This is a genomic window from Micromonospora sp. WMMD1155 (assembly GCF_029581275.1).
Lineage (GTDB): Bacteria > Actinomycetota > Actinomycetes > Mycobacteriales > Micromonosporaceae > Micromonospora.
Map to the genome: position 1 here is coordinate 7,211,432 of NZ_CP120742.1, position 23,122 is coordinate 7,234,553.

The following is a 23,122-nucleotide window of genomic DNA, read 5'->3' on the forward strand; positions in this document are numbered from 1 at the left end:
CGCTGCTTCGACGATCGGATCGCATGAGGATACAGGCCGCAGAATTCCTGTGGCCCTGCCGCGAGAGCCGAGGAGAGCGCGAGGGCGAATAGCCACATCCGCTGTCCCGACTCAGGGCGTAGCGGGCAACCCGGCGCGGCACAGTTCAAGAGCGTCTCGAGCACCGCGCAGGGCTGCGATCACATTCGGCGAGGGTCGCACGTGCACTTCAGGAAAGTCGAGACCAACCGCCCCGTCGGTGATCGGATAGGCCAGTTGCTCACGCCCCAGCCGGAACTGGGCGTCGATGCCGGCGCGGTTGCCGCGCGGGTCCTGGCGATGCCAGCGGCCTGCAAGGTACACGGCGACGAGGCCGTGCAGAAAGGGCTCTCCCCCGTCGGTCAGCTGTTGGTAGCACAACCCGGCCGGAACGCCGGCGGCCCGGGCCACGGCCACCAGCAGGTGGGACTTGGCATAGCAGAGGCCGACGCCGGCGCTGAGCACCTCGCCGGCGGTGACAGTGATCCGCGGATCCTGGGCGTCCACGGAATGCCGGATCCGGTCGCGAACCCATTCGTAGGCGGCCCGCATGACGTCGACGTCGTCCGGATGCGCCGCGCGCAGTTCACCAGCTAACGCCCGCACCGCCGGATGGTCCACCTCGATGACCAAGTCACCGCCCAGGTACTCCATCGGCTCGCCCGCGACCAGTTGCATAGCTGTCCCTTTCCCCGCCGCCCGTCCAGTCGGGTTCGAGGCTGCACCATGGCGCCACGACCCATCGCGTTACGGTCACGGCGCTAGCGTCTCGTGTCACCCTCATTCCCGGACACAGGTGCGGCAACGCCTACCGCTCGGCCGTTTGTCGCGGACGACCCATGACGACCTTGAAGACTGTACGGCGATCCGTTGGCCGTCTGGCGCCCGTGGGCCGCCGATCTCCGCGGCCACTCGATCGAGGCCGGCCACCACGTCGCCGAGGAGAACCCCGTCGACCTGACCGCAGCGCTATACGATTTTCTGTCCTGAGCCTCCCGCCCCGCACGCCACGACCCCGGTCCTATCCAGAACACACGTGCCGCCGGCCACGTCGACCTGATCGCCGCGTATCGGTGTTCGCCCGACGACGAGGACCGCGTCGTCGGCGAGGTCAGCGGCCCGGAGTTCCGTGCGGATCTTCCTAAGGGAAACCGTGGCACTGCCCCATGTGGTGACTTGGGGCGCGTCCAGTGCGGCACGTCGTCCTTCGATGAGATCGCGGGCGCATCCGACGCTCCTACCAGCCGTTGACAGAAGAAGTGCACCTGTCGTTCGCTGAATGCCACAGCCCCGGCCTGCCGGTGCCTGCAGGAGCCGGGAGACCAGGATGATCAGCCAGAAAGCGCCCCAGGTTCGCCTCGCGACGTTGGTAGTGATGGGCGTGCTGCTGCTCAACGGGTGCGCGAGGCAGGGCCACCGGGAGGCGGCAGACCCCAAGCCGCCGGTGACGGGCAACACGAGGGCCACCGTACCGCTGGCGCCGGAGATGTTGATCGGATCCTGGACGCTCGTCGACGTTGCCGATCCCGGCGCGGGCACGATCTTGCGCCTTGCTGGCGGTGAGCTGCACCTGATCGGCAGCCGCTGCGGCACCTTGGGCGGGTCCTGGTCGGCCAATGACGAAGGCGTTTTCCTCGCTGACGTCTGGTCGGCTTCCGCCGCCGTCATCGAAAGCACTCCTGGCTGTGAGAAGGCCAGTCAAGAGACACCCGGGTGGCTGCGGAGCGTGACCGCCTACCAGTTCGACGCGGCGGGGTTGCCCGTCCTTCTGGACGGACGAGGGCAAACGGTCGCCCGGCTGATCCCCGGAGCGACGCCGACTCCCGAGCCCGACAAAGCCGACTCCGTGCTGGAGCCACCGGTGGTCACCGACGAAGCGCGACGGGCCCTGGCATCAGCCGTCGCATTACCGGCGACGCTCGTTCCCGCCGACCAGCGCCAGCCGATAGGCCGTTGGGCGCCCAAGAACGGACACAAGGCGGCCTACCTGGAGTTCACAGCCGACGGGGAATGGCACGGATCCAACGGCTGCAACGACCAGAGCGGCCGGTGGATCACCGCTGCCGGCGGCACCCTGCTCGCCACCGCACGAGCAGCCACATTGGCGTTCTGCACCGACAGCGTGCCGATCGAACAGTGGGTCACGACGGCCAGACGAGCCGGTTTCGACGGCAAGGCCCTCGTGCTTCTCAACGCCCACGGCGACGAGACAGGCCGGCTGCGGCCCTCGAACTGAACGCCGTCATGTACCAGCATTTAGCACAGGGCCTGTCACGCAGGCGCGATCACTACGACGATCGCCGCTGTGTCGCACGGGATGTGGTGTGACTGAGTGCGTACGTCACCGACCTCAACAGCCCTGGCGACCGGAGCGGATCCAGTAGGTGGTGCCGGCCCAGTCCGTCTCGCCGTAGGCGTCGACGCAGTTGTTCGCCGTGCCGGTCACTCCGCGCGGCCCGGCGTAGTACAGGTAGTCGGCGTCGTCCTTGGTGGAGACCGCGGTGGGGGTGCACGAGCCGGTGTCGGAGGTCTCCGCGCACCGGGCGATCTGCACGGAGGTCCGCGCCGAGGAGCCGTACGCCGCGCCGCGGTGGTACATGCAGGCGCTGTTCGTGCCGCCGTTGCTGCTGTTGTAGTAGATGACCAGCTCGACTACGGGCTTGCTCGGCGGGTACGCGTAGCTGTAGGTGACCGTGCCCGAGCAGGCCACCGCTGCCTGCGACGGGGCCGCCGTGACGACCAGCACCGTGCCGAAGGTCAGCAACGCCAGCAGCGCTCCGAGCGCCTTGCGCAGCATCATGAATTCCGCTCCTCCGGGACGGGGTTGGTTGAGAGCCGTCCCGCCGTCCCCTTCTACGGAACAGCGAAGTTGATCGCCGCTGGTGGTGGCGTCGATCAATCAACCCGGCACAACGCCGAACAACCGCGTACGGCGTCGCTGCGCCGGGCCGATCGAACGGGTCGCGCCGGGGAAGGCGGCGGTCAGGCGCAGCTCCCGGTGACGGTGGCCTGGTCGACATGGATGGCAGCGATGACGTGGATGAAGCGGGTGCAGTCGTTGACGTTGCCGCCGGAGTGCACGAACGCCACAGTGCGACCGAAGCAGTCGCAGGCAGGGTGAATCGTGCTGGTCAGTCCACACCGACTTCGACCGGGGGCGTGATCTTGTGGTTCGTCGGATTCACCGGCCCCCTCAGCGCCGGCGGCGTGCTGGTCGGCTCGCACGATGGTCGAGTCGACCGGGACCAGCGAGTCGATGTCCTCGGCCGTATCTGCGTCGGCGCGGATCTTCCACACGACCCGTTGAGCCTCCTCCGGTCATCGGCACGCGGACGACCACCCGTCACCGCCGACGACAGATAACGCGACAGTGTTACCGGCTCGATCTGTCGGTTTGGCTGTACGGATGGCTGTACAGCCACACGGCCTGGGAAGTGTGGACACGGGCGGAAGTCGCTCGGCAGTGACCTGGCGAAACCTGCGTCGCCACGCTGGCGGCCACGTCCACGGGGCGACCGCCGTTGACTCTCGGCACCCGTTCCGACGGGCACGCGGCACGGTCACCCACCCTCATCCCGCAACCGGGCTCGTGCCTGCTCGACCCGCTCGGCGTACTGCGGCGAGAACGGCTCGACCAGTTCCCGTTCCAGTAGGCAGGTGAGATTCCACAGCGCCCGTTGCTCCGCCTGATCCTCGACCAGGTCAGCGAAGTCGTTGCTGGTCTCGTCGGTGCGATACAGCCACTCGAACAGAACCAGCGCCTCGTCGCGGTTGAGCCGCAAGACCACCTCGTCCTCTGCCACGCCCAGCAACGTACGGATACCTCAGTTCGGAAGTGCGTGCTCGAGCGGTCGTGCTGCCTGAAACGCCTGCGGGCGACGGCCCGCAAGGTTCCGTCTCGTGCCCGCCCGTGACCGCTACGCGCTCCGGTTACTGGCCCACGGATGGCCCATCATGGGCAGGAACCGGCGCGTCTGCCGGATCTCCTCCGTCAGGCAGGCCCGTCCCTGCGCGAGGTTCCGCAGTCGTGTCAAGGCTCGCCGTAGGCGACCGCGAAGCGGCTTGGCCTTGGCGCGGCCGAGGGTCGTCGCGTAGCCCTCGTGGTACCTGACCGAGGAGATCCCCCGGCCGCCGATCTCCGAGGGGAGGCCGGGGTTCGGGGCGGAGCCCCCGATCGCGACTCCTGCGTGACAAGACGCCTTTGATAACCGCGCAAGGCCGGCCACCTGGAAGGCATTGATCGCGGTCTTGACTCTATACGCCGCCCTACTCATGATTTACTGCGGCGGTCCAACAGTGAGGGTCAATGTCATGACGCAGGTAGAGCCACCGGCAGGAGGCCCCACATCAGCCGCCACTCTCAGCGAGCCTGCACCAAATGGCCGACTCGCGCGTGCCAGGTCAGGCACGAGGGACTGGCTGAACCGTGGGGCCCATCGGCGGGAACTGAGCATCGCGAGCCTCGGTTCAGTGCTCCTCGCTGTCGCGATGATCTGGCTGATTCCGCCGTACGCGGTTCGCGTGATGACTGACGGCGCCAAGACTGCGCCGATCGCTGACCCGGCCCACACCATCGTCGGTGACGCGGGTGACCCGACGGCCCAGGCATGGCTGGTGGGATGGGGTGGCCACGCTCTCACCCACGGTCTGCGTGGCCTGTGGGATACCAACGCCTTCTATCCCGACGAGTACGGCCTGGCCCTGAACGACAGCCTGCTCGGCTATGCCCCGGCAGGGCTGATAGGCAGCGGTGTAGTCGGCGCCGTGCTGCGCTACAACATCCTGTTCGTGCTGGCTTTCGCGCTCGCCTTCTTCGGCGGCTACGCGCTCCTGCGCCAACTTGGCGCGAACAAGGTCGCCGCCGCGGTAGCCGGGGCTGCCCTCGCCTATGCGCCCTGGCGCTACGGCCACGACGGCCATTTGAATATTCTCTCCACCGGTGGTATCACTCTGGCCCTGGCGATGCTGGCACGCGGCCACGGATTCTCGTTCACCCGCGGCTACCGTGCCGAGCGAGTCCGGCCGGGATGGGCGTTCGCCGGCTGGCTCGTCGCGGCCTGGCAGGTCAGCCTAGGCTTCGGCGTGGGGCTGGGATTCGTATACGTCCTCGCTGCCCTCTGCCTGATCACACTGACAGCGTGGCTGATCCACCGCCCACGCCTCAGCCCCCGGCTGATCGTCGGTGATCTGATCGGCGGGCTGGTCTTCACCGCGGTGACCGGATACTTCGCGTACGCGTACCAACAAGTCCGCGAGCTCAACCCACATGTCACGCGGGACTGGGACTACGTCGCGTTTTTCTCCCCGACACTGCGCGGACTTCTCGTGGCTCCACAGTCCTCGCTGCCCTGGGGCACCCTGCACACCGACGCCCGCATCGCTCTTGGTGGCGCACCCACTGAGAAAGTGCTGCTGTGCGGGTACGCACTGTATCTACTGGCCTTCGCCGGCCTCTTCCTATCCCGCTGGTCACTGGTGCAACGGCTTCTGCTGCTGTCTGGGGCGGTCGTCGGAGTGTTGTTCGCGCTGGGCACGAACGGGCCGATCTACCGCCTGCTCTATCTCTACGTGCCCGGGTTCGATGGATCCCGTACCCCAGGCCGGTTGATCTTGTGGCCCACCATCTGCCTGGCCATCCTCGCGGCCGGCCTGGTTACCCACCTGGCCGACGTGGCTCGCAGGGGCGCCGAGCCGAAATGGTCGGTGGGAGAGGCACGGCTACTGACCGTTCCGTTGCTGGTCCTCGTGCTGGCTGAGGGCCTGCCTAACCTGGCCCACCCCCAAACCCCGGCCAAGCCGGCCGCGATGGCGCTAGCCTCCGCGCACGCTCCGACCATGGTGTTGCCGTCCAACGACGGCATCGACCTCCACGTCCTACTGTGGTCGACCGACGGTTTTCCCACCATGGTCAACGGTGCGGCCAGCTACACCACACCCAACCGTCAGGCGATCCGCGACGTCATGACGACCTTCCCCAGCCAGCAGGCCCTGGATCGGTTGCACCAGCTCGGCATCCGCAGCGTCGTCCTGCTGCGCGACCGGGTTTACGGCACCCCATATGAACCACTGCTCAACACCCCCGACGTACCCGGCATCACCCGCCACGACGTCGGGTCAGACGTGGTTTACACCATCGACACCACCACGAAGTGATGGTGGGCGTGTCCTCGCCGCGGTGCTTCGGCCTGGCCGACATCCAGTACGAAGACCCGATCCGTATCACCGGGACCGGTGGGCGATCGAGGAGTGCATCCAGACCGCCAAGACCAAGGTCGGCCTGGACCACTACCGGGTACGTCGACACGACGCTGACACCGCCACATAACGCCTGTTCACGTCAGAGGCGCTTGCCCGTTCCTCGGCTACTGGCGCGTGGCTGGCACGCCGCCACCATCCGCGGAAACCAGAGACATCACTTCGGGCTCGTCCGCACCGGTCCGACCTCTCCCTGGGTTGTCAATGCCCGGCGAGGTCATCCGTTCGACCCTGCTGCGCGTCGATGTACACTTCCCCCATGGCGACCAGGCTTGATCGGCTGACGCCGCTGGGCTCTGCGTTTTCGGGTCTGGGTGGATCGCTGACCGTTGGCTACTTGATCTACTGCCTACAGGAATCGTCGCGCTCCTTCTGGCGCTGGCCGGGAATTGTTGGTCTGGTGATCCTCTCTGTCGGCGTTCTCGCACTGATCGCTGGCTTCCTCGCACCCAAGTCTGATGCGGGCGAGACACGGACCCAGGTCCGGCAGAAGCAGAGGGGTGGCCGCCGGTCCACCAACTATCAGGCTGGCGGAAACATCTCGGTCGGACAGGTCAGCAAGCAAGAGAAGAAGTAACGCCGTGGAGGCGAATCAGGACCTGCGCGGCGGAATGGGATCGACCAACTATCAGGCGGTCGGGGACATTCGCGTAGGCCTTGATGCAGAAGAAGCCGGCAGACTCATCGAGCACGTCGCTGATGCCCTCAGGCCGCGACCGCCGGGATCGCCCGCTCCGCTACTGGGATGGGTACGCATCACACCGCAGTTTCTAGCCAACCGCAAGCCACGGGCGGACCTTGCGGATTACTTCGACGGCCTAGCGCCGGACTGGAAGGACGTCTGCCACCCCAAGCTCCGTCCTCGTCCTGCGGTGACAAAGGTCGCCCACGCGTTCCAAAACGACGATCTCGAAGACCGGAGCATCCTGCTCCGCATAGCTGGAGCTACCGGCGACGGCAAGTCCACGGTCCTTTTGCAGGCCGTTGCGCTGCTGGTCCAAGAAAATCGCTTCGACGCGATCTACTGGCGGAGCACGGCGGACGGCCGACTCGGTACGGATGCCCTGGCCTCCATGCGCGCATCGCAACGGACAATTCTCATCGCCTCAGATGACGCCGAAGCGCTCCTCATGGATATCGACAGATTTGCTCATACCAAGCTGCATGAAGAGGATGTTTTCATTCACTTCCTGTTGGCTAGTCGCGATGTGGACTGGAACGGGGAGCGCGATCGGCTCGGCTGGAAATTCAGCACGGCTGACCGGTGGGCACCGTCCTTCCGGGTTCTGCCACCCATCCAGTTGGGGGGAGTTGCGCCAGCCGACGCCCGCGTCGTCGCGGAGAATTGGATCAATTGCTCATCGAGCCGACCGGCGAGGCTCGCCAGTAACAACATTGGAAAGATCGCGGAGGGCATGCTCGATGCAAGCCGTGCCTCCGAGGGGCGGCAGGCATTTATGGGCGCCCTGCTGTCCATGCGTTTCGACTCGGAGCGCCTACGGCCGCGTCTGCTATCGCTGCTGTCCAGGTTGGCAACGGTTCGTCCGGGCGACCCGGGTATTTCCCTGGCGGAATTCCTGGTCGTTCTCGCCACCGTGGACGTCAGCGGCATCGAGGGCGTGCCGCGCGATATCGCTGCGCGTCTTCTCGACATCCCAGAATCGGAGTTGCGGCCGTCGGTCGAGGTTCCGATGAAGCGGGAATTCTCTCTAGGAGCCTCCTCGCGAGCATTTTTCGCCCGGCATCCCAGCATCTCGAGGGCGCTGCTGGAGTTGGCCCTCAGCGACGAGTCAGATTTGCGGGTCGAGTCGAGTCTCGAAAAGTTCATCGGCGACGTACGGGAAGCCGGTGAACAAAGCGGTTTCCGACCCGGATTCGGCCAGCTGATCGACCTGGGGCGGCGCTTGATGAACAGCGGCCTCCCACGCGAGCTAGTCGCCCCGCTCGCGCTCCACCTATGCCGTATTGCCTGCACCGTGGAACCCCGGGAGCTAAGCAACTTCATCGCGCTGTCCCAAGCGCTTCGTGAGCTAGGCCGACCCCAGGCGGCGATAACAGAGGTTTGGGAGGGCCAAGCGACTCGGCTGGACGACCGCAGCGTGTGGGGCGACTACGCCAACCATGTGCGCGGTGCCTGGACCGAGCTATCCACCGCACTCGGGACATCCGGGAACCAGTGGCCGTCGTACTGGGCGGCGCAGGTCTCCATTTCGGATCGCCCGGCCAGCGGAATAGACTCTCGAAACGTGCCGATCGCGCTGAATCAACTGGCCCTGAACGCAAAGCTGGTCTGCGAGCAGGGTGCGGAGCGGCGGGACTACCTCGATCTGCTGGTCGAGGTGGAGGCACTGACCAGCGCTCCTGGTTCGGCCTTATTCGACGGCAAGCGTTATCCGACGCGTTACCTTCAGCAGCTTGGCATCGCGCCGCGTCCGTACGGCGGTACGGACGCGTTGCTCGCGGCGATTCGGCGGGCAGCGGAGGGCCTGAGGGCATCTCAACCGTCTCTACCCTGGTGTGACCGCCTCGCCAGCCCCAAGGATGATTCCTTCGATACGCTGATAGAACATTTGGCCCGCCGCGTTGGGCGAAGCGGTGTCGCGCTGCCCTGATCGAGAGCAGCCAAGAAGATCTGTAGGCGCTCCCACGTCAGCGGATCTCTGAGGCGGGGGTCCTCCCACCGGACGCGCATCCACGACCCGACGTGGTGCGCGCTCATGCGAATGACCGGATGTCGATCGGGTGCCGTGACGCGGGTGCCTTTCCGGCGCACGCAGAAGCTGTCCCAACCGGACGCGTGAGCTGACGTCCGGCCCAGATGTGCGCCCTGCCGATGGGCTGACCGGCGGGCGCGGTGCCTCAAGCCATCGCGGGAAGGATGACCCGTTCCAGCACCGCGAGCGGGGTCCGCCACTGGTCGGGGTCGTCGTAGTTGCCGGCGGTGACCGCCACGGTGAGGTCCAGGTCGGGCAGGACGAACAGGCGCTGGCCGCCGTTGCCCATGCCGGCCAGCAGCCGATGGCCCTCGATGGATTCGACGTACCACTGGTAGCCGTACTGCGCGCCCCAGCTGGTCTGCAGGCGTGGCTGGAGCATCGTGCGGATCCAGTCGGCGGGGACGATCCGCTGACCGTCCCAGGCGCCCTCGGCCAGCACCAGCTCACCGATCCTGGCCAGGTCGCGGGGCGCGAGTCGCAGCCCGGACGCGGCGGAGGCCACTCCGTCCGCGCCGGTCATCCACTGAGCCTTTTCCAAGCTGACCTTGCAGCTCAGGGTGGGTGCGGCGAGCCCGGAGATCGATGAGGGCGAGGCTCCAGGTAAGACAGCAGTCGACCAAGATCCGATGCCCCGACCGGGAGCCTCGCCTGTGCTGTCTTACCCCTCCACGATCCCGCTGTCCAGCCGAACCCTGAACCACCTCGCCGACCGCATCCGAGCGCACCGTAACCAGCGTCGATCCCGGTGGCGTCGTCTCGCGCCGGGCCGACAGGCACTGCTCGCCCTGGCCCACCTGCGCAACGGCGACACCTACACCCGGCTCGCCGCCGGGTTCGAGATCGGTGTCGCCACCGCCTGGCGCTACGTGCAGGAAGCGATCGTGCTGCTCGCCGCGGCCGCCGAGAACCTGGCCACGGCGATGCGGCGCATCCGGCAACTGGCCTACGCGATCCTGGACGGCACGCTGATCCCGATCGACCGCGTGGCAGACCAGAAGCCGTACTACTCCGGCAAGCACAAGAAGCATGGCGTGAACGTGCAGGTCGTAGCCGACGCCGCCGGCCGGCTCGTATGGGCCTCACCGGCACTGCCAGGCTCGACGCACGACCTCACCGCCGCCCGCGTCCACGGCATCATCGACGCGCTGACCACCACGGACGTGATGACCTTCGCCGACAAGGGCTACCAAGGCGCCCGGGGCAGCGTGCGCACGCCGTTCAAACGGCGCCGCTTCCGGCCGAAGCTGTCACGCCGACAGAAGACGGTCAACCGCGCCAACGCGAGAATCCGTGCCCGTGGTGAACGAGCCATCGCCACGCTCAAGACCTGGAAGATCCTGACCAAGCTGCGCTGCTGCCCGCGCCGCGCCACCGCGATCGTGCAGGCCATCCTCGTCCTGCACCACATCGAAGCCAACCGCTACGCAGGATGAAAATGGCTCACTCGAAGCTGTTGATGCCCAGCGGTGCGAACAGGACGGCCTTCCCGTACTGCGGCAGCGACTGCCCGGTGCCCTCGGCGATCAGTCGGCCGAGCAGAGCCGTGGCACCGCCGCAGTAGGTCCAACGGGTGCCGGGCGGCTCGAGGATCGGCCGCTCCAGGATGTACCGGTATCGATCCGGCGCCAGCTCCATCGCGATCTCGGCGTTGGCCGGGCTGTTGTACGGAAGATCTTCGCGCCACTCCACCCCCAACGACATCGTCAGGGCGTGTTCGACGGTGAGCCGGGCACGCCGGGGGTCGGCCGCCAGGTCGGGGTACTGCGGGAACCGCGGCAGGAGCGGCTCAGCTGGCGCCGGGACCAGTCCTGCGCCGAGCGCGATGCCGTACAACAGGACGGTCACGCTCTTGGTGACGGACCGGATGTCGTGCAGGACCCCGGGCCCGAACTCGACGACGCCCAGCGAGTCGCCCCAGGCGAAATCTTCGCCGGTCCGGTAGTCCTCCAGCACGGTTTGACCACCGCGAACCGCCGCGACGGCGTGCAGACCGCCGACCTGGCCAGCATGGAGTATGTGGTCGAGACGGTCACGCAACTGCGTCGTCATGGGCACTCCGAGGGGGCGATGTCGGCCAGCGGAACAGCTTGCTCGTTATAGCGGAATTTCGCTACTACAGCGACACGGTCCTGACAGCACGAGCGTTTGTCAGACCCGGATAAGTCGTGACCGGTCGTGTCTGGTTCGCCACTGTGCTCACCACGCCCGACCTGTAGATGTGGCTGTCAGATCGGCCCGATTGACCGAAGCTGTCAGGTCAGGGATGGGTTCGATCGACCTGTCAGTGGCGCACTGGGGATCGTCAGTACGCCCGCTGGTCCGGGGGCCACCGTGCCTATGACCGACAGAAACCATCGCCGTGCGCCGGTTCCCGTGGGGACCTGGTGCCCGGCGACCCGCCGGTGCCGATCACTGTCTGGCCGGTCCCCGCCCGCAGGAGGGCGAGGCCATGTCCAACGCGATAGGTGTGCGGTTGGTCCATAACCTCATTCACCCGTCTGACCCCATCATCGATCTGGCCGAGGGACCGCAGTCGGCGCGCGCGATCATCGCGGCACATCGCCGTAGTCATCTGCAGGCGGCCCGCTCTCCCGTCGGTTGGGGCCGCGAGTCGGCGACGCTGATCGTCACTGGCTGGCCGGTTGCCGACGCCTCTCCGGTCGACTTTTTCCTCCGCTGCCGCGCTCATCTGCTGCTGGGTGGCTGCGTGGCGGTGTTGCTGGCGCACGGCTACGTCACTGTGCCGGTCGATGTCGTCGTCGCCGCGAAGCGGGCCGGGCTGGCGTACCTGCAGCACATCGCGGCGGTCGACCGGCTGCCCCGACGTGGCCAGCAGGCGCAGCCGGCGATCCACACCGACGTGCCGATTTGACCCGCAGCGTGATAGAGGGTGGGGAGTCGACGGCTGAGAGCCTGCCGATCACCTCGGTGTGGTTGACCTGGCCGCACCTGGACGCGCTGCCCTGAGACCGGCACCGCCGGAACGGATCCCGCGACGGGATCCGTGCCGGGTGGGCCGATCAGATGAACGTGAGCGAGCTGAAGAACGCCGGGTAGCAGTCGACATAGATGTCGTAGACGCCGGGCGGCACGTGCACGGGGCCCAGGGTGGCCCCGTTGGAGCACCGGGCGCTGACCGCAGTCGTCGGCTGGCCGGTGAGGGTGCAGCCCTGGAACACGATCAGCCACGGGTCGATGTACTGCCCGGCGTACGGGCAGGAGCCCGACATCACCGAGAAACCGCCGCCCTTCGCCGGTGAGGTGGCGGCCGCCGTCGACGTCGTGACGCTCAACGTGCCGGCGGAGCTCGCCGATGCCCGCTCGGCTCCGATGGCGGCGACAGCCACGTCGCCGCTCGACGCGGGTGCCGCGACCGCCGCGGACGGTGCGGCCATGAACGCGGCGAGCATCGCCGTCGCGGCCAACAGCAGACTGGATGCGCGGAGAATGCCGGATCGTGTTCCGGCGGAGGGTCGACTACGCCATGTCATAACCAGAACCACCTTTCGAGTGCTGTGCGATCTGCGGATGCCGGGGCGCGTACCTGGTCGCGCCCGACCCGGCCGGGCCGTCGTCCGACGTCCATGGCGAAGCGTTCCAGGGTGCCGGTGGCCGGGTCTTCGTGACAGGGCGAGAACCTGGTCGCGGGCGTACCCCGGTTCTTGTGAATGTCCGCAAGGCTGTCCGGTCCGCGTCAACCGGGCGGCCTGGCCGGAACGCATCGATTACCGTCGACCGGTATGGGCGGTCTGTTCAGCCTCTGGCGGCAGCGAGTGGCCGACAACGCCCGCCGGGCGGTGGACGCCTACCAGGAGGAGCTGCTGGAATACCGCAACCTCGCGGCCGTGCCGCGGGTGCGGTCGGAGATGCTCGATTTCGCGGTCTTCCTCCGTCAGCGCACGGTCGACCTCGCGGCGGACAGCGCGCCGTTCCACGTGCAGGATCTGGACCTGATGGCCGCGATGGGCCGCCAGCGCGGCGAGAAGGGACTCACCCTGACCGCGCAGCGGCAGGTGCTGCTCGTGCACACCCGGCTGACGCTGCGCGAGGTGTACGAGGCGGCCGGCCCGAACGACATCGCCGCGACGATGCACACGCTCGCCTGGCTGGCCCCCGCGGGACTGGCCGCCCAGGGCGCGTACACCCGGGGCTGGATCGAGGGGCAGCGGCGCACGCTGGCGACCGTCGCCCAGGTGCGGCTGCTGACGGTGATGCTGCTGGCCGGCGACGACAGCGCGACCGACCTGGCGCGCGGCCTGCACATGCCGGTCCCCGACCACGTCGTCGCGACGGTGGTCCGGGTGGCCGGCGGGTCGCCCGGGCCGGACCAGGCGGCGCGGGACGAGTTCGCCGGCGCGCTGCTCAAGACGCACTGGATGCCGCTGAGCTGGCCGGAGCCGCACGAGGTGGTCGCGCTGATCCCCAGCTCGCCGGGCGGCCGGCAGCCGGCGGTCGAGCGCGGGCTCGCGCTGGCCCGCGACGTGGCCTCGATGACCGGCCGGCCGTGCGCGGCCGGCACCGCGCCTGGGCGGGTGCGCGCGTTCGGCGACGCCGTGGCGCTGGCCCGGCAGGTCAGCGAGGTCGCACCGGTGCGGGCCGTGCCGCGCCACGCGTACACGGTCACCGACGTCTTCGCCGAGCTGGGCGCCGCCCGGCTGGCGGAGGTCGGGCAGTGGCTCCAGGTGGTGGCGGCGCAACTCGACGCCGGCCCCGACCTGGTCGCCACGCTGGACGCCTACTACCAACACGACATGAACCGGCTCGACACCGCGGCCGCGCTGTGCATCCACCCGCGCACGCTCGACTACCGGCTGAGCCGGGTGCGCGACCTGACCGGGCTGGAGGCGGGCTCGACTCGCGGCGTACGCGTGCTGAGCACCGCCGTCGCCCGAATCCTCGCCGGCTAGACCGGCAGCCGGGTGAGCTACATGTTCTTCATGCCGATGTAGCTCAGCTTGTTACCGAAGCCCATCGAAACCTGTCGCGAGCTGCACGCCGGACGGGTCTGTGGGGCTCGAGAATCGGGCTACGCCGGCTGAGCTGCAGTTCGCTCGACATCGACCTGGCTGACACGATGAAGGCGCTCGAGGCGTACACGAACTCCGTGACCGGCTGGATGTGGCAACACACCGCCTGCGGCCGGACGAGCAGACCGAAGCTGAGCAAGATCCGGGCCGGTGGCGGCTTCTGAAGGAATCTCGGGCACTCTCCCAGCAGCTTCGCTACCGGGCGTCTCGTCTGTGGCGCGCCGCGGTACAGACCTGACGACCTCGTTCATGGCAACGCGGCTCGCGGCATGAACGTGCACTCGATCATGCGGTCAACCAGCGTATCCCACGTGCCGCTGGGCTCGGACTATCCGTACTTGACGAGTCCGGCGCGCTGGGCGAGGAGGGCCGCCTCGGTCCGGTTGGTGCAGCCGAGTCGGGTGAGGACCCGCGAGACGTAGCCCTTGATGGTGGCTTCGGTGAGGTGCAGTCGGGCCGCCAATTGGGCGTTGGTCAGGCCTTGGCCCAGGCCGGTCAAGATCTCCCGGTCCCGTTCGGACAGGCCGTTCGGCAGGGTCACCGACGGGGCGACGGGCAGCAGGACCCGGGCCGCACCGGGCGGCAGGATCGTGTGGCCGGCGGCTGCGGTGCGGATGAGGTCGGCGAACTCGCGCGGCGGCGTGGTTTTGAGCACGTACCCGCTGGCTCCGGCGCGCAGCGCGGCAGCCACATACCGATCGGCCGTGAACGTAGTCAGCACCACCACGACCGGGGCCGGGTTCAGCGCGGCGATCTGTTCGGTGGCGACCAGTCCGTTGACGCCCGGCATGCGCAGGTCCATCAGGACCAGGTCCGGACGGTGCCGGATGACGGCCTCGACCGCCGCGGCCCCGTCTGCCACGGTGTCGACCACCTCGATGTCGCCGGCGCTCGCCAGGATTGTCCGCAGGTGAGCGCCGACCAGCGGATCGTCATCGGCCACCACCACCCGGATCATGACGACCCGTCGTGTTGTACGCCCGGCAGCCACGCCCGCAGCGTGAAACCGCCGCCAGGCTCGGGCCCGGCCATGAACGTGCCGCCGAGCAACTCGACCCGACGCCGCAACCCGTGCAGCCCGGTTCCCGACCCGGAAGCGGCCAGCCGCGCGTCCGCCGCCGACCGAACGACGCCGTTGCGGACAAGGACTCGCACGCCGACGTCCTCGTACTGCACCACCACCTCTACATGGGCACCCGGCGCGTGTTTCCTCACGTTGGTCAGCGCTTCCTGGACGACCCGGACCACCGCCTGCCCGACCGCTGGGGACACCGGCACCGGGGTACCCGTCACCTCCAGAGCCGCCGGGCCTACCAGTGGTCGCCAATCGGGCAGCAGTATCGGCGCCGGCTCCCGGGCTGGCGGCTGCTCAGGAAGGACCCGGACCAGGTCGCGAAGGTCGTCGAGTGCCGCGCAACCGGCCTCTCGGATCCGCTCGGCGGCCACCCGAGTCGCCTCGTCGGCTGCGGTCAGCCCGAGCGCCCCGGCCTCCAGCACGATGAGGGTGACCTGATGCGTCACCACATCGTGCATCTCGGCGGTGAGCCGGTCACGTTCACCTGCGGCGGCCCGCTCGGCTGCGGCGTACCGATCAGCCTCGGCCCACCGGGCCCGCTCGCGCAGCATGTTGACCATGCGGCGACGCGCTGCCAGGTAGAGGCCGAGAAGGACCGGCACACCGAGCAGCACCAGACCGGAGCGTAGCCGCGCCCAGGGCGGCGGCAACGGTGCCGTGGCCGCAACCGCGAGGGCGACCACCGCCGCCCAGCCCGACACGCGACGAGCGGCGTAGACCGCGACCGCGTAGGCCGCGAACGGGGCGGCTGGAGTGAGGAACATGATCGTGTTCTCGCCCGGCCGGATCGAGTCGCCCGGGTCGAGGGTCTCGACGGCGGCCAGGACGGCGCTGCCAGCGAAAGCAAGCCAGGCCACCGTTACCGGTGCGCTCCGGCGCCACCACAGCGCGCCGGCCGTCCCCGCGAAGACCACCGGTGCGAGGCCGTAGCCGCCCCGCAGGTCGCCGGCCGGCCCGGCCAACAACACCAGACCGGCGAGCAACGCGGCGGCCGCCACTACAGCGTCGACTACCCGCCGCCTCGGCGAATCATGCCGCTCCACGACAGGCTGCGTCCAACTCCAGATGGCTCCCACCACGGCGACAACGGTAGGCCGGGACCAAGCACCCCGTCCTGCCCATACCGACGAAAGTAGGTTCCGAACCGCCACCATCGTCGCCACATCGACCGACGGCGGCCGCTACCACGAATCCGGTCCCGCACGCCCAATGGAGCCATGAAGGAAAACGTCACCACCCGGCGGCTCCTCGCGTGCGGCGCCGCCGCCGGGCCTCTGTTCGTCATCGTGATCCTCGTTGGCGGCGCGCTACAGCCCGAATACCGCCCGATTCGCCAAGCCGCCAGCGAATTGGCACTCGGGTCGACCGGATGGATCCAGATCACCAACTTCCTCGTATGCGGCTCACTGTTCGTGGCATTCGCCCTCGGTATACGCCGCGCCCTGCGCCCCCGCTCGGCCGCCTGGATCGCGGCGACTCTCACTGGGCTGTTCGGTGTTGCCCTCATCGCCTCCGGGCTGTTCATCACCGACGTCGCCGGGCAGGCCCGGCACACCTGGCACGGCACAGCTCACAACGCCGCCGGCAGCGTTGTGTTCCTATCCCTGCCGCTCCTGACCTTCACCTGGGCGCTTCACTCTGCACGGCGTCGGTCCTGGATCTGGGCGATGACCAGCGCAATAGCCGGCGTGACCATGCTTCTACTCATCCAAGGTCTGGCCGTCTCCGAATACCGCGGCCTGTACCAGCGCCTCACCATCGGACTCGGCTGGACCTGGATCACCGCCTTCGCCCTGCACCTCCGTCGCACAACGCCCACTCACCCAAGTGAGGCAGCAGATCACCAGCACGTGATCACTCGCACGTTCCGACGCGGAGGCTGAGCGCAATTCGACACGATCAGATGCGCGCTCATCGGCTACTTGTTTCATTGACCTGCGACCGCGGCCCGGCCAGGCTTCGGTCCAGGCGCCCGGGCTGTCGCTCTCTCATCGGCTGCCCACGCTGGTCGTGTGGCTCTCATTCGGCCTGCGCGGGCGCTCGGTCGGCGGTGAGAGCGGAATCGTGGTACCCAGTAACGCCGATCAGCGGGTCTGGGCAAGCACGACCTCGATCATCATTTGAGGTTCGACGAAGGTTGGACGATCGCTGACCTGCCCGTCGCCAAGATCGATGACCCGCTATGCGGCGTCCGCGCGCAGAGCGAGGTCCACGGTGACGAAGGGCAGGCCGAGCCCGCCGATCAACGGTGCGACCGGCCGGCGGCAGCCGTCCTGGGAGCAGTGGCGCAGGCCCACCGGAGAAAGTCGGGTTCGGCGTCGTCGGAAACCTCTCGATTCGAGCGATGAGGATCGACCACAATGCCACCGTGGAACGCGAGCACCTGGTGAAGTTGAGCAAACGGATGTCGAAGGCACTCCGGCACGACCCCGACAGGGCCGGCCTGGTGCTCGACCCGGCCGGTTGGACTCCCGTCGACGCTCTGCTCGCCGCCCTACGGATCGAGCGGGCCGAGTTGGACGCGGTCGTCGCCGGCAACGACAAGCAGCGGTTCGCCGTCGAGCCCGGCATCGACGGGGTGCTGCGGATCCGGGCCAACCAGGGCCACTCGGTCCCGGTGGACCTCGGGCTGCCGCCGGTGACCCCACCGGAGCGGCTCTATCACGGCACCAGCGCCAGTGCGCTGGAGTCGATCCGGGCCACCGGCCTGCACCGCGGCGGACGGCACCACGTCCATCTCTCCGCTGACACCGAGACCGCACACCGGGTCGGCGCCCGACGGGCCGGTCGGGTCGTGATCCTCACCATCGACGCGGCGGCGATGGCCGCCGACGGGCACGTGTTCCACCGCAGCGCCAACGGCGTCTGGCTCACCGACGCGGTCCCTGCCGGCTATCTGCTCGACTGAGCCCCGACCTGGCCCGGGCCGCTGTTCCGGCGGCCTGCGTACGGCCTCGAACGGGATGCGGCACGAGACATCCGGCGCGGCGCCCCCGGGCCGGGAGCAGGAGACGGCGGCCAACAGGACCGCTCTGCGAAGGCCCGCTTCACCCCCGCCGCGGTTCACGCCGCCGGCCTGCAGCGTGCGGACACGAAGAGCTGCGGCCTGGAAGAGCTGAGCGTCCTGGTTACACGCCGCGGAACCCCCGCCGTTCGGCCAAGTGCACGGACACTCGACAATCGCCGATTTTCGCCACCGAGCGTGGCGGTGCGGCGAACAGATCCGCCAGCGAGCGACAGTGGACTGGGACGCCCGCCACACGTTCACCCGCGTCAGCGCAAGCCGCTTCATTGGCGTCGATCCGCAACACGGACGCGACGGCGCGCAACAGTGGCCCTGCTCGCCTGACCTACCGGCGACAGATGTCACCTCTCACGAGCGCCCCCGACACCCGTTCGTCGGCTCGTTCGGACCGCGCACACCGGCCGACACCACCTTTCGGTGGCGAGCGCTTCGCGGCATGAGCGGATAATCGACGAGACGACGAGGAGCCCGCGCCGACCACGAAGGGACGAGCGTGCAGGACGATTATCCGGCGACGATTCGGGTCCGCGGTCTTGTTGTTCCTGACCTCCTACTCGTTCTCCTGCGCGAGGGCAGGTGGAACCATCCGGGCCAGCCTGCTGTCGCTCGGGTCATGCCCTGGTTCCACGATCCGCTGGACTTTCTCCGCAGCACCGAGCAGATGGAGCGGGAGTCACAGTCGCTCGACCGCCTGATCCAGGATGACGAAACGGCGGAGCTGTTCAGATTCGCGCGAGAACCGACGGCAACCGGTCCGGTCGAACTCCCGTGGCTTGACGTCGACCGCGCCTTCTTCATCGCCGTGGCGCAGTACGCCGGTGACGACACCGCGATTGCGCTCGACTACCGAACGAGTTCGGCTGATCCACGGGTCATTGCCAGCGACGTTTGGACCAACTCTGCGCCTTCCACCTGGCGAACGGTCACCGAAACCTTCTCCGAGTTCGTAGCCGAGCTGCGCCTCCGCGCAGCGGACGCCGAGCCGGCGGCCGGCTGAGCGTGAACAACGCCGAGCACCCGCACACGCGCGGCGAGAACGAGAGCGACGAAAAGGGTTTCGCCGACTATCGTCGCCAGCGATGACGCACGAAGAATCAGCACTGGTCAGCGACCGATGGCCGCGACTCGCAGCGGAACTTGCCAGCGCGCTGCGCGAAGCAGACGAGGACGACCTGGCGGAGCAGGCCGCCGACCTCCGGATCCCCCAGCAATGACTGCCCGATGCCTTCTGCCAGAGCTTCTACACGCAGCCTCCACCGGACGGTACCTACGGCCCCGGCCATCGAAACGTCGGGCTCAGCCCGGGCCGGCCGGGCCGACTCGCCCTTGATGTGGTCGACAACCTGATCATGTACGTCGAAGTCATCGACCGGCCATCCCTCAGCTGGCACTCCGTGATCCCTGGCGCAACAGGCCGCGTAACCGCGCCTTGTACGCGGCAGAAGCGTGCATCTGCTGGCCGAGGTGCGACCAGTGGCGAAGCCGGGTAGTTCAGCAGAGAAGCTTCGGCGGTCGCTAATGTCGTCATCGTGAGCGATCATCACGGCGGCACTTGGAGGTTGCACCGGCGCGACGACGGCGTGGTACTTGCTGATCTCGTGGTGACTGGTGGCGACTTCCCGTGGCTGAACGCCCGTGTCGACCCGAGGGAAGGGCTCGCGGAGATCCAGCCGCTCTTCGCCGCGGAACTGCGGCTGCTCGATGGCATCGACGAAGATGTCGAGTCCTGGGAGCACGCGTACGAGGCCGTCCGAAACGCCGTGACGCTTCAGTACCCGGATGGCCAGGAGGTTCCTGAGTTCCTTCTCCACATCGATGGCAACAAGGCGTGGTGGCGGTGGAGTGACGAGCCGTTTGACGAGCAGAATGCCTAACCAGCGCGCCCGCCCGGCGGCAGAAGAGTGCATGTTCGGTAGTGGTGAGCTCCGCTGGCAGGCCTGGTGGGGTGTGGCAAGGTGGCTTGCTGATCGACAACAGCGGAGCTTGGAGTCCCGCTTCGCCATGCGCTTCGGTTCAGGTCTATCGCGGTGCGTCCCGTTGGCGCTCATAGTCGGTGACCGTCGGGACGACGGGGAGCACGAGCAGCAGGACCAGGTACACCACGGCAATTAGTCCACCGGTGAGCATGGTCAGCAGCAGCACGACGGTTCGTACCCAGTCGACGCGGAACCCGCCGTATGCCGCGATGCCGAGGCAGACGCCGCCGAACCATTTGCCCTCGTTGATCCGGCACCAGAACCGGCCACGCGGCCTCCCCTCGGCGGAAGGCGGCGAGGGGCGTGCTGGGCTCACCGGCCCGAGCTCAGCCAGGATCTCTGCCATCTGGGCACCGGTCAGCGAGTCGTCGCCCGAGCCCGTGAGAGTGCTCAAACGGTCGCCAATCGCGGACTCGAGGTCTCGGACGATCTCGTCAGCGTCCGGGTCGGATCGCAGCGCGCGTCGCGCATCATCGAGGTACTGCCGCAGGGCGTCGCGTGCTTCGCGGGTGGCTGGAAAGGCCGCGACATGCCCGGTGAGGCGGATGGATATCCGCTCGTCCATGGGTCATCGTCCAATCGTGTTGATCATGCGGGTCAGTTCGTTCCAGTACTCGCGGAACGCGGCGAGCTGGCCGCTGCCGGTATCCGTGAGGGAGAAGTACTTCCGGGGCGGCCCTGACGGCGACTCACGCCACTCGTGGTGCACAAGCCCGTCTCGCCGGAGTTTGCTCAGCAGCGGATACAGGGTCCCCTCCTGGGCGGGGAAGCCTGCCTCCTGTAGCGCGGCGAGGATCTCCGCCGCGTACCGCTGCTCGGACTCGACGGCAGCTAGTACGAGTGGTTCAAGCAGGCCGCGCCGCAACGCGACGAGCTTTGGATCGGACTGCATGCTGCTACCTTTGCACAGCAAGGTACCTATCGCAAATGTGGATCTCATGCGGGCTCCGTTCCGCAGGCCGACGGCTGGCCACGCCGGGCCCTCACATCAACCGAGGCAGCACCGGCGGCCGCTACAGCATTTAGGTATCCGGGCATGCGCTGGACTTCCAGTCGATGACCGCTCTTCGGCATGAGCGGACGCCGCTCGACTGACGACCAGGAGCAAACTGGCCGACCTCTTCGGGTGCGCCGAAGAGGTCCCCAAACTGAAGGGCCTGGTCAGGGCGCTGCCCGTGGGATCGGCGTCTCAGATGACGGAACCGTGACGGACTCCAGCAGCCCATTGCTCCCAACCTGCTCCCGCAAACCGGGCTCGTACCAGACCGCCGACCATTAGCTGCCAGCCCAGGGCCTTGCTGGGCACCAGCGCTGGCTCCCGCAGCCGCATCGGTCGATCGGGGAGACCGCGCACGATCGCCGCGCCTTATCAGCCCGTACGTGTCGCCGAAGGAGCGACACCGCAGGGGCGTGTCAGCCGATGTGTGCGGGCACCGCGTCCTCGGTGCGCTGCTGGGGGCTTGCGTTGAGCGTGGTGACGGTGATGACCAGCGCGGCCAGCAGGAAGCCGACGGCGGAGGCGAACGCGACGGTGTAGCCGTGGGACAGCGCCTCGGCCGCCCGCTGGATCAGAGGCTGGTCGCCGGTGGCCAGGGCGCGGAAGAACGCGACGTCGGCGTGCGGCAGTTTGTCATCGGCGGCCCTGGTGGAGACGGTGGTCAGGACGGCTAGGCCGACGGCGCCGCCGATCTGCTGGGCGGTGTTGAGGATGGCCGAGGCGATGCCGGTGTCGTTGCGGTCGACGCCGGAGATCGCGCCGAGCGTCATCGGCAGGAAGCTGGCGCCCAGGCCGAGGGCGGTGATGAACATGGCCGGCATCAGGTGGGTGAAGTACGACGAGGACGGTTCGAGCAGGCTGAACCAGAGCATCCCGCCAGCCGCGACGACCAGGCCGGGGCCGGCGAGCGCGCGTGGCGCGAATCGGCCGGCCAGGCGTGAGCCGATCCCGGCGGCCATCCCCATGCCGAGGCTGAACGGCAGATAGGCGAACCCGGCACGAACCGGGCTGTAGCCCTTGACCTGCTGCATGAAAAGCGACAGGAGGTAGAAGGTGGCGAACATGGCCGCGCCGATGAGCAGCATGGTGACGTAGGACCCGGCCCGGTTGCGGTTACGCAGCAGCCGCAACGGCACCAGCGGGTGCCGGTTCCTGCTCTGCGAGCGCAGGAAGGTGGTCAGCAGGATTGCCGCGACGGTGAACATGCCGAGGGTGGCGGGGTCGGTCCAGCCGCGGTCGCCGCCCTGGGTGATGGCGTAGACCAGGGCGGTCAGGCCGCCGGTGGCGGTGGCCGCGCCGCGCACGTCCAGTTCGCCGTGCAGCTTCTCGCCGCTGGCCAGCACGCGGGCACCGAGCAGTACGAGCACGCCGATCGGGACGTTAACGAACATCACCCAGCGCCAGCTCAGGTAGTCGGTGAGCACGCCGCCGAGCAGCAGGCCAACGGTGGCGCCGAGCCCGGACATCGCGGCGTAGACACCCATCGCCCGGTTACGGGCGGCGCCCTCGGCGAACGAGGTCGCGATCAGTGACAACGCGGTCGGCGCGATGACGGCCGCGCCGAGGCCCTGCAGGACCCGGGCGGCGATCAGTAACTCCACGCTCGGGGCCAGGCCGCCCAGCAGGGACGCGCCGGCGAACACGGTCAGGCCGATCCGGAACACCCGCCGTTTGCCGTAGAGGTCGCCGGTGCGCCCGCCGAGCAGCAGCAGCCCGCCGAAGGCCAGGACGTAGGAGTTGACGATCCAGGACAGGCCGGAGGCGGACACCTCGAGGTCCCTCTGGATGCTCGGCAGCGCGATGTTCGTGATCGTGCTATCCAGCACGACCATCAGCTGCGCGGCCGCGATGACGATCAGCGCGAGGGCCGGATGGGTGGAGGTGCGCGGCGGAGCCGACTGTGCGGGGATGGACATCAGAAACTCCGAAACTAGACAGGTGTTGAGTTTTCGTGAGGCCGCGACAATATCTCAACGGTTGTCCAGTTTTTCAAGTAGGGATGTGCCGGCTTGTACGATCGGACGCCGACGTA

21 protein-coding genes and 3 pseudogenes are annotated in these 23,122 nt (G+C 68.0%); 12 read left to right on the forward strand and 12 right to left on the reverse strand.

Annotation, left to right across the window (positions count from 1 at the left end; genetic code table 11):
* Positions 1-111: 111 nt before the first annotated feature.
* Positions 112-696: a transglutaminase family protein gene (locus O7617_RS32870; protein WP_282260518.1), complete on the reverse strand. Its 585-nt coding sequence runs from the start codon at positions 694-696 to the stop codon at positions 112-114.
* A gap of 649 nt (positions 697-1,345) precedes the next feature.
* Here O7617_RS32870 and O7617_RS32875 point away from each other — a divergent pair.
* Positions 1,346-2,254 carry an META domain-containing protein gene (locus O7617_RS32875; protein WP_282260519.1) on the forward strand — a complete coding sequence of 303 codons (909 nt, stop codon included), beginning with the start codon at positions 1,346-1,348 and terminating at the stop codon, positions 2,252-2,254.
* A 114-nt stretch (positions 2,255-2,368) separates the two neighbouring features.
* Here O7617_RS32875 and O7617_RS32880 read toward each other — a convergent pair whose 3' ends face one another.
* The 3 genes and pseudogenes from O7617_RS32880 to O7617_RS32890 all read right to left on the reverse strand — a co-directional run bounded on the left by O7617_RS32880 (position 2,369) and on the right by O7617_RS32890 (position 3,821).
* The gene (locus tag O7617_RS32880; RefSeq protein WP_282260520.1) at positions 2,369-2,818 is read right to left on the reverse strand and encodes a hypothetical protein; all 450 of its coding nucleotides are present in this window, start codon (positions 2,816-2,818) and stop codon (positions 2,369-2,371) included.
* Between the two features lie 317 nt (positions 2,819-3,135).
* Positions 3,136-3,297 (reverse strand): annotated as a pseudogene (locus O7617_RS32885) (IS5/IS1182 family transposase); the annotation flags it as partial.
* A gap of 281 nt (positions 3,298-3,578) precedes the next feature.
* Positions 3,579-3,821: a hypothetical protein gene (locus tag O7617_RS32890; protein ID WP_282260522.1), complete on the reverse strand. Its 243-nt coding sequence runs from the start codon at positions 3,819-3,821 to the stop codon at positions 3,579-3,581.
* Between the two features lie 667 nt (positions 3,822-4,488).
* Between O7617_RS32890 and O7617_RS32895 the strand changes: the two genes are divergently transcribed.
* From O7617_RS32895 to O7617_RS32905, 3 genes are all read left to right on the forward strand, one after another.
* Positions 4,489-6,171, forward strand: coding sequence for a hypothetical protein (locus tag O7617_RS32895; protein WP_282260523.1), 1,683 nt, complete (start codon positions 4,489-4,491; stop codon positions 6,169-6,171).
* Positions 6,172-6,532: 361 nt separating this feature from the next.
* Entirely contained in the window at positions 6,533-6,850 is a 318-nt protein-coding gene (locus tag O7617_RS32900) for a hypothetical protein (protein ID WP_282260524.1), read from the forward strand.
* 4 nt (positions 6,851-6,854) lie between these two features.
* Positions 6,855-8,885 (forward strand): hypothetical protein, encoded by a 2,031-nt coding sequence (locus O7617_RS32905; RefSeq protein WP_282260525.1) that lies wholly within the window; start codon positions 6,855-6,857, stop codon positions 8,883-8,885.
* A 247-nt stretch (positions 8,886-9,132) separates the two neighbouring features.
* Here the strand turns inward: O7617_RS32905 and O7617_RS32910 are convergent.
* Positions 9,133-9,528 (reverse strand): annotated as a pseudogene (locus O7617_RS32910) (serine hydrolase); the annotation flags it as partial.
* A gap of 112 nt (positions 9,529-9,640) precedes the next feature.
* Here O7617_RS32910 and O7617_RS32915 point away from each other — a divergent pair.
* Positions 9,641-10,423 (forward strand): transposase family protein, encoded by a 783-nt coding sequence (locus tag O7617_RS32915; protein ID WP_282260527.1) that lies wholly within the window; start codon positions 9,641-9,643, stop codon positions 10,421-10,423.
* A 10-nt stretch (positions 10,424-10,433) separates the two neighbouring features.
* Here the strand turns inward: O7617_RS32915 and O7617_RS32920 are convergent.
* Positions 10,434-11,039: pseudogene (locus tag O7617_RS32920) on the reverse strand (serine hydrolase domain-containing protein); the annotation flags it as partial.
* Positions 11,040-11,463: 424 nt separating this feature from the next.
* Here O7617_RS32920 and O7617_RS32925 point away from each other — a divergent pair.
* Positions 11,464-11,862: a hypothetical protein gene (locus O7617_RS32925; RefSeq protein ID WP_282260530.1), complete on the forward strand. Its 399-nt coding sequence runs from the start codon at positions 11,464-11,466 to the stop codon at positions 11,860-11,862.
* 148 nt (positions 11,863-12,010) lie between these two features.
* On the opposite strand, the gene O7617_RS32930 is transcribed toward O7617_RS32925, so the two are convergent.
* Complete coding sequence (locus tag O7617_RS32930) at positions 12,011-12,415, reverse strand: hypothetical protein (RefSeq protein WP_282260532.1); 405 nt, start codon at positions 12,413-12,415, stop codon at positions 12,011-12,013.
* 315 nt (positions 12,416-12,730) lie between these two features.
* Between O7617_RS32930 and O7617_RS32935 the strand changes: the two genes are divergently transcribed.
* The gene (locus O7617_RS32935) at positions 12,731-13,897 is read left to right on the forward strand and encodes a PucR family transcriptional regulator (RefSeq protein ID WP_282260533.1); all 1,167 of its coding nucleotides are present in this window, start codon (positions 12,731-12,733) and stop codon (positions 13,895-13,897) included.
* 448 nt (positions 13,898-14,345) lie between these two features.
* On the opposite strand, the gene O7617_RS32940 is transcribed toward O7617_RS32935, so the two are convergent.
* Positions 14,346-15,008: a response regulator transcription factor gene (locus tag O7617_RS32940; RefSeq protein ID WP_282260534.1), complete on the reverse strand. Its 663-nt coding sequence runs from the start codon at positions 15,006-15,008 to the stop codon at positions 14,346-14,348.
* Complete coding sequence (locus O7617_RS32945) at positions 14,972-16,171, reverse strand: histidine kinase (protein ID WP_282260535.1); 1,200 nt, start codon at positions 16,169-16,171, stop codon at positions 14,972-14,974. The genes O7617_RS32940 and O7617_RS32945 overlap by 37 nt, the downstream gene beginning before the upstream one ends.
* 138 nt (positions 16,172-16,309) lie before the next feature.
* Between O7617_RS32945 and O7617_RS32950 the strand changes: the two genes are divergently transcribed.
* The 5 genes from O7617_RS32950 to O7617_RS32970 all read left to right on the forward strand — a co-directional run bounded on the left by O7617_RS32950 (position 16,310) and on the right by O7617_RS32970 (position 19,991).
* Positions 16,310-16,975 carry a DUF998 domain-containing protein gene (locus O7617_RS32950; protein ID WP_282260536.1) on the forward strand — a complete coding sequence of 222 codons (666 nt, stop codon included), beginning with the start codon at positions 16,310-16,312 and terminating at the stop codon, positions 16,973-16,975.
* A gap of 485 nt (positions 16,976-17,460) precedes the next feature.
* Positions 17,461-18,000 carry an RNA 2'-phosphotransferase gene (locus O7617_RS32955; RefSeq protein ID WP_282260537.1) on the forward strand — a complete coding sequence of 180 codons (540 nt, stop codon included), beginning with the start codon at positions 17,461-17,463 and terminating at the stop codon, positions 17,998-18,000.
* Positions 18,001-18,610: 610 nt separating this feature from the next.
* Positions 18,611-19,114 (forward strand): hypothetical protein, encoded by a 504-nt coding sequence (locus O7617_RS32960; RefSeq protein ID WP_282260539.1) that lies wholly within the window; start codon positions 18,611-18,613, stop codon positions 19,112-19,114.
* An 82-nt stretch (positions 19,115-19,196) separates the two neighbouring features.
* Complete coding sequence (locus tag O7617_RS32965; protein WP_282260540.1) at positions 19,197-19,331, forward strand: hypothetical protein; 135 nt, start codon at positions 19,197-19,199, stop codon at positions 19,329-19,331.
* 315 nt (positions 19,332-19,646) lie between these two features.
* Positions 19,647-19,991 carry a hypothetical protein gene (locus tag O7617_RS32970; RefSeq protein WP_282260541.1) on the forward strand — a complete coding sequence of 115 codons (345 nt, stop codon included), beginning with the start codon at positions 19,647-19,649 and terminating at the stop codon, positions 19,989-19,991.
* A gap of 145 nt (positions 19,992-20,136) precedes the next feature.
* Here O7617_RS32970 and O7617_RS32975 read toward each other — a convergent pair whose 3' ends face one another.
* The 3 genes from O7617_RS32975 to O7617_RS32985 all read right to left on the reverse strand — a co-directional run bounded on the left by O7617_RS32975 (position 20,137) and on the right by O7617_RS32985 (position 23,006).
* Positions 20,137-20,658, reverse strand: a complete 522-nt coding sequence (locus O7617_RS32975) for a PspC domain-containing protein (protein ID WP_282260542.1) — start codon at positions 20,656-20,658, stop codon at positions 20,137-20,139.
* A gap of 3 nt (positions 20,659-20,661) precedes the next feature.
* Positions 20,662-20,985: a PadR family transcriptional regulator gene (locus O7617_RS32980; RefSeq protein WP_282260543.1), complete on the reverse strand. Its 324-nt coding sequence runs from the start codon at positions 20,983-20,985 to the stop codon at positions 20,662-20,664.
* A gap of 521 nt (positions 20,986-21,506) precedes the next feature.
* Positions 21,507-23,006 carry an MFS transporter gene (locus O7617_RS32985; RefSeq protein ID WP_282260544.1) on the reverse strand — a complete coding sequence of 500 codons (1,500 nt, stop codon included), beginning with the start codon at positions 23,004-23,006 and terminating at the stop codon, positions 21,507-21,509.
* Positions 23,007-23,122 lie beyond the last annotated feature (116 nt).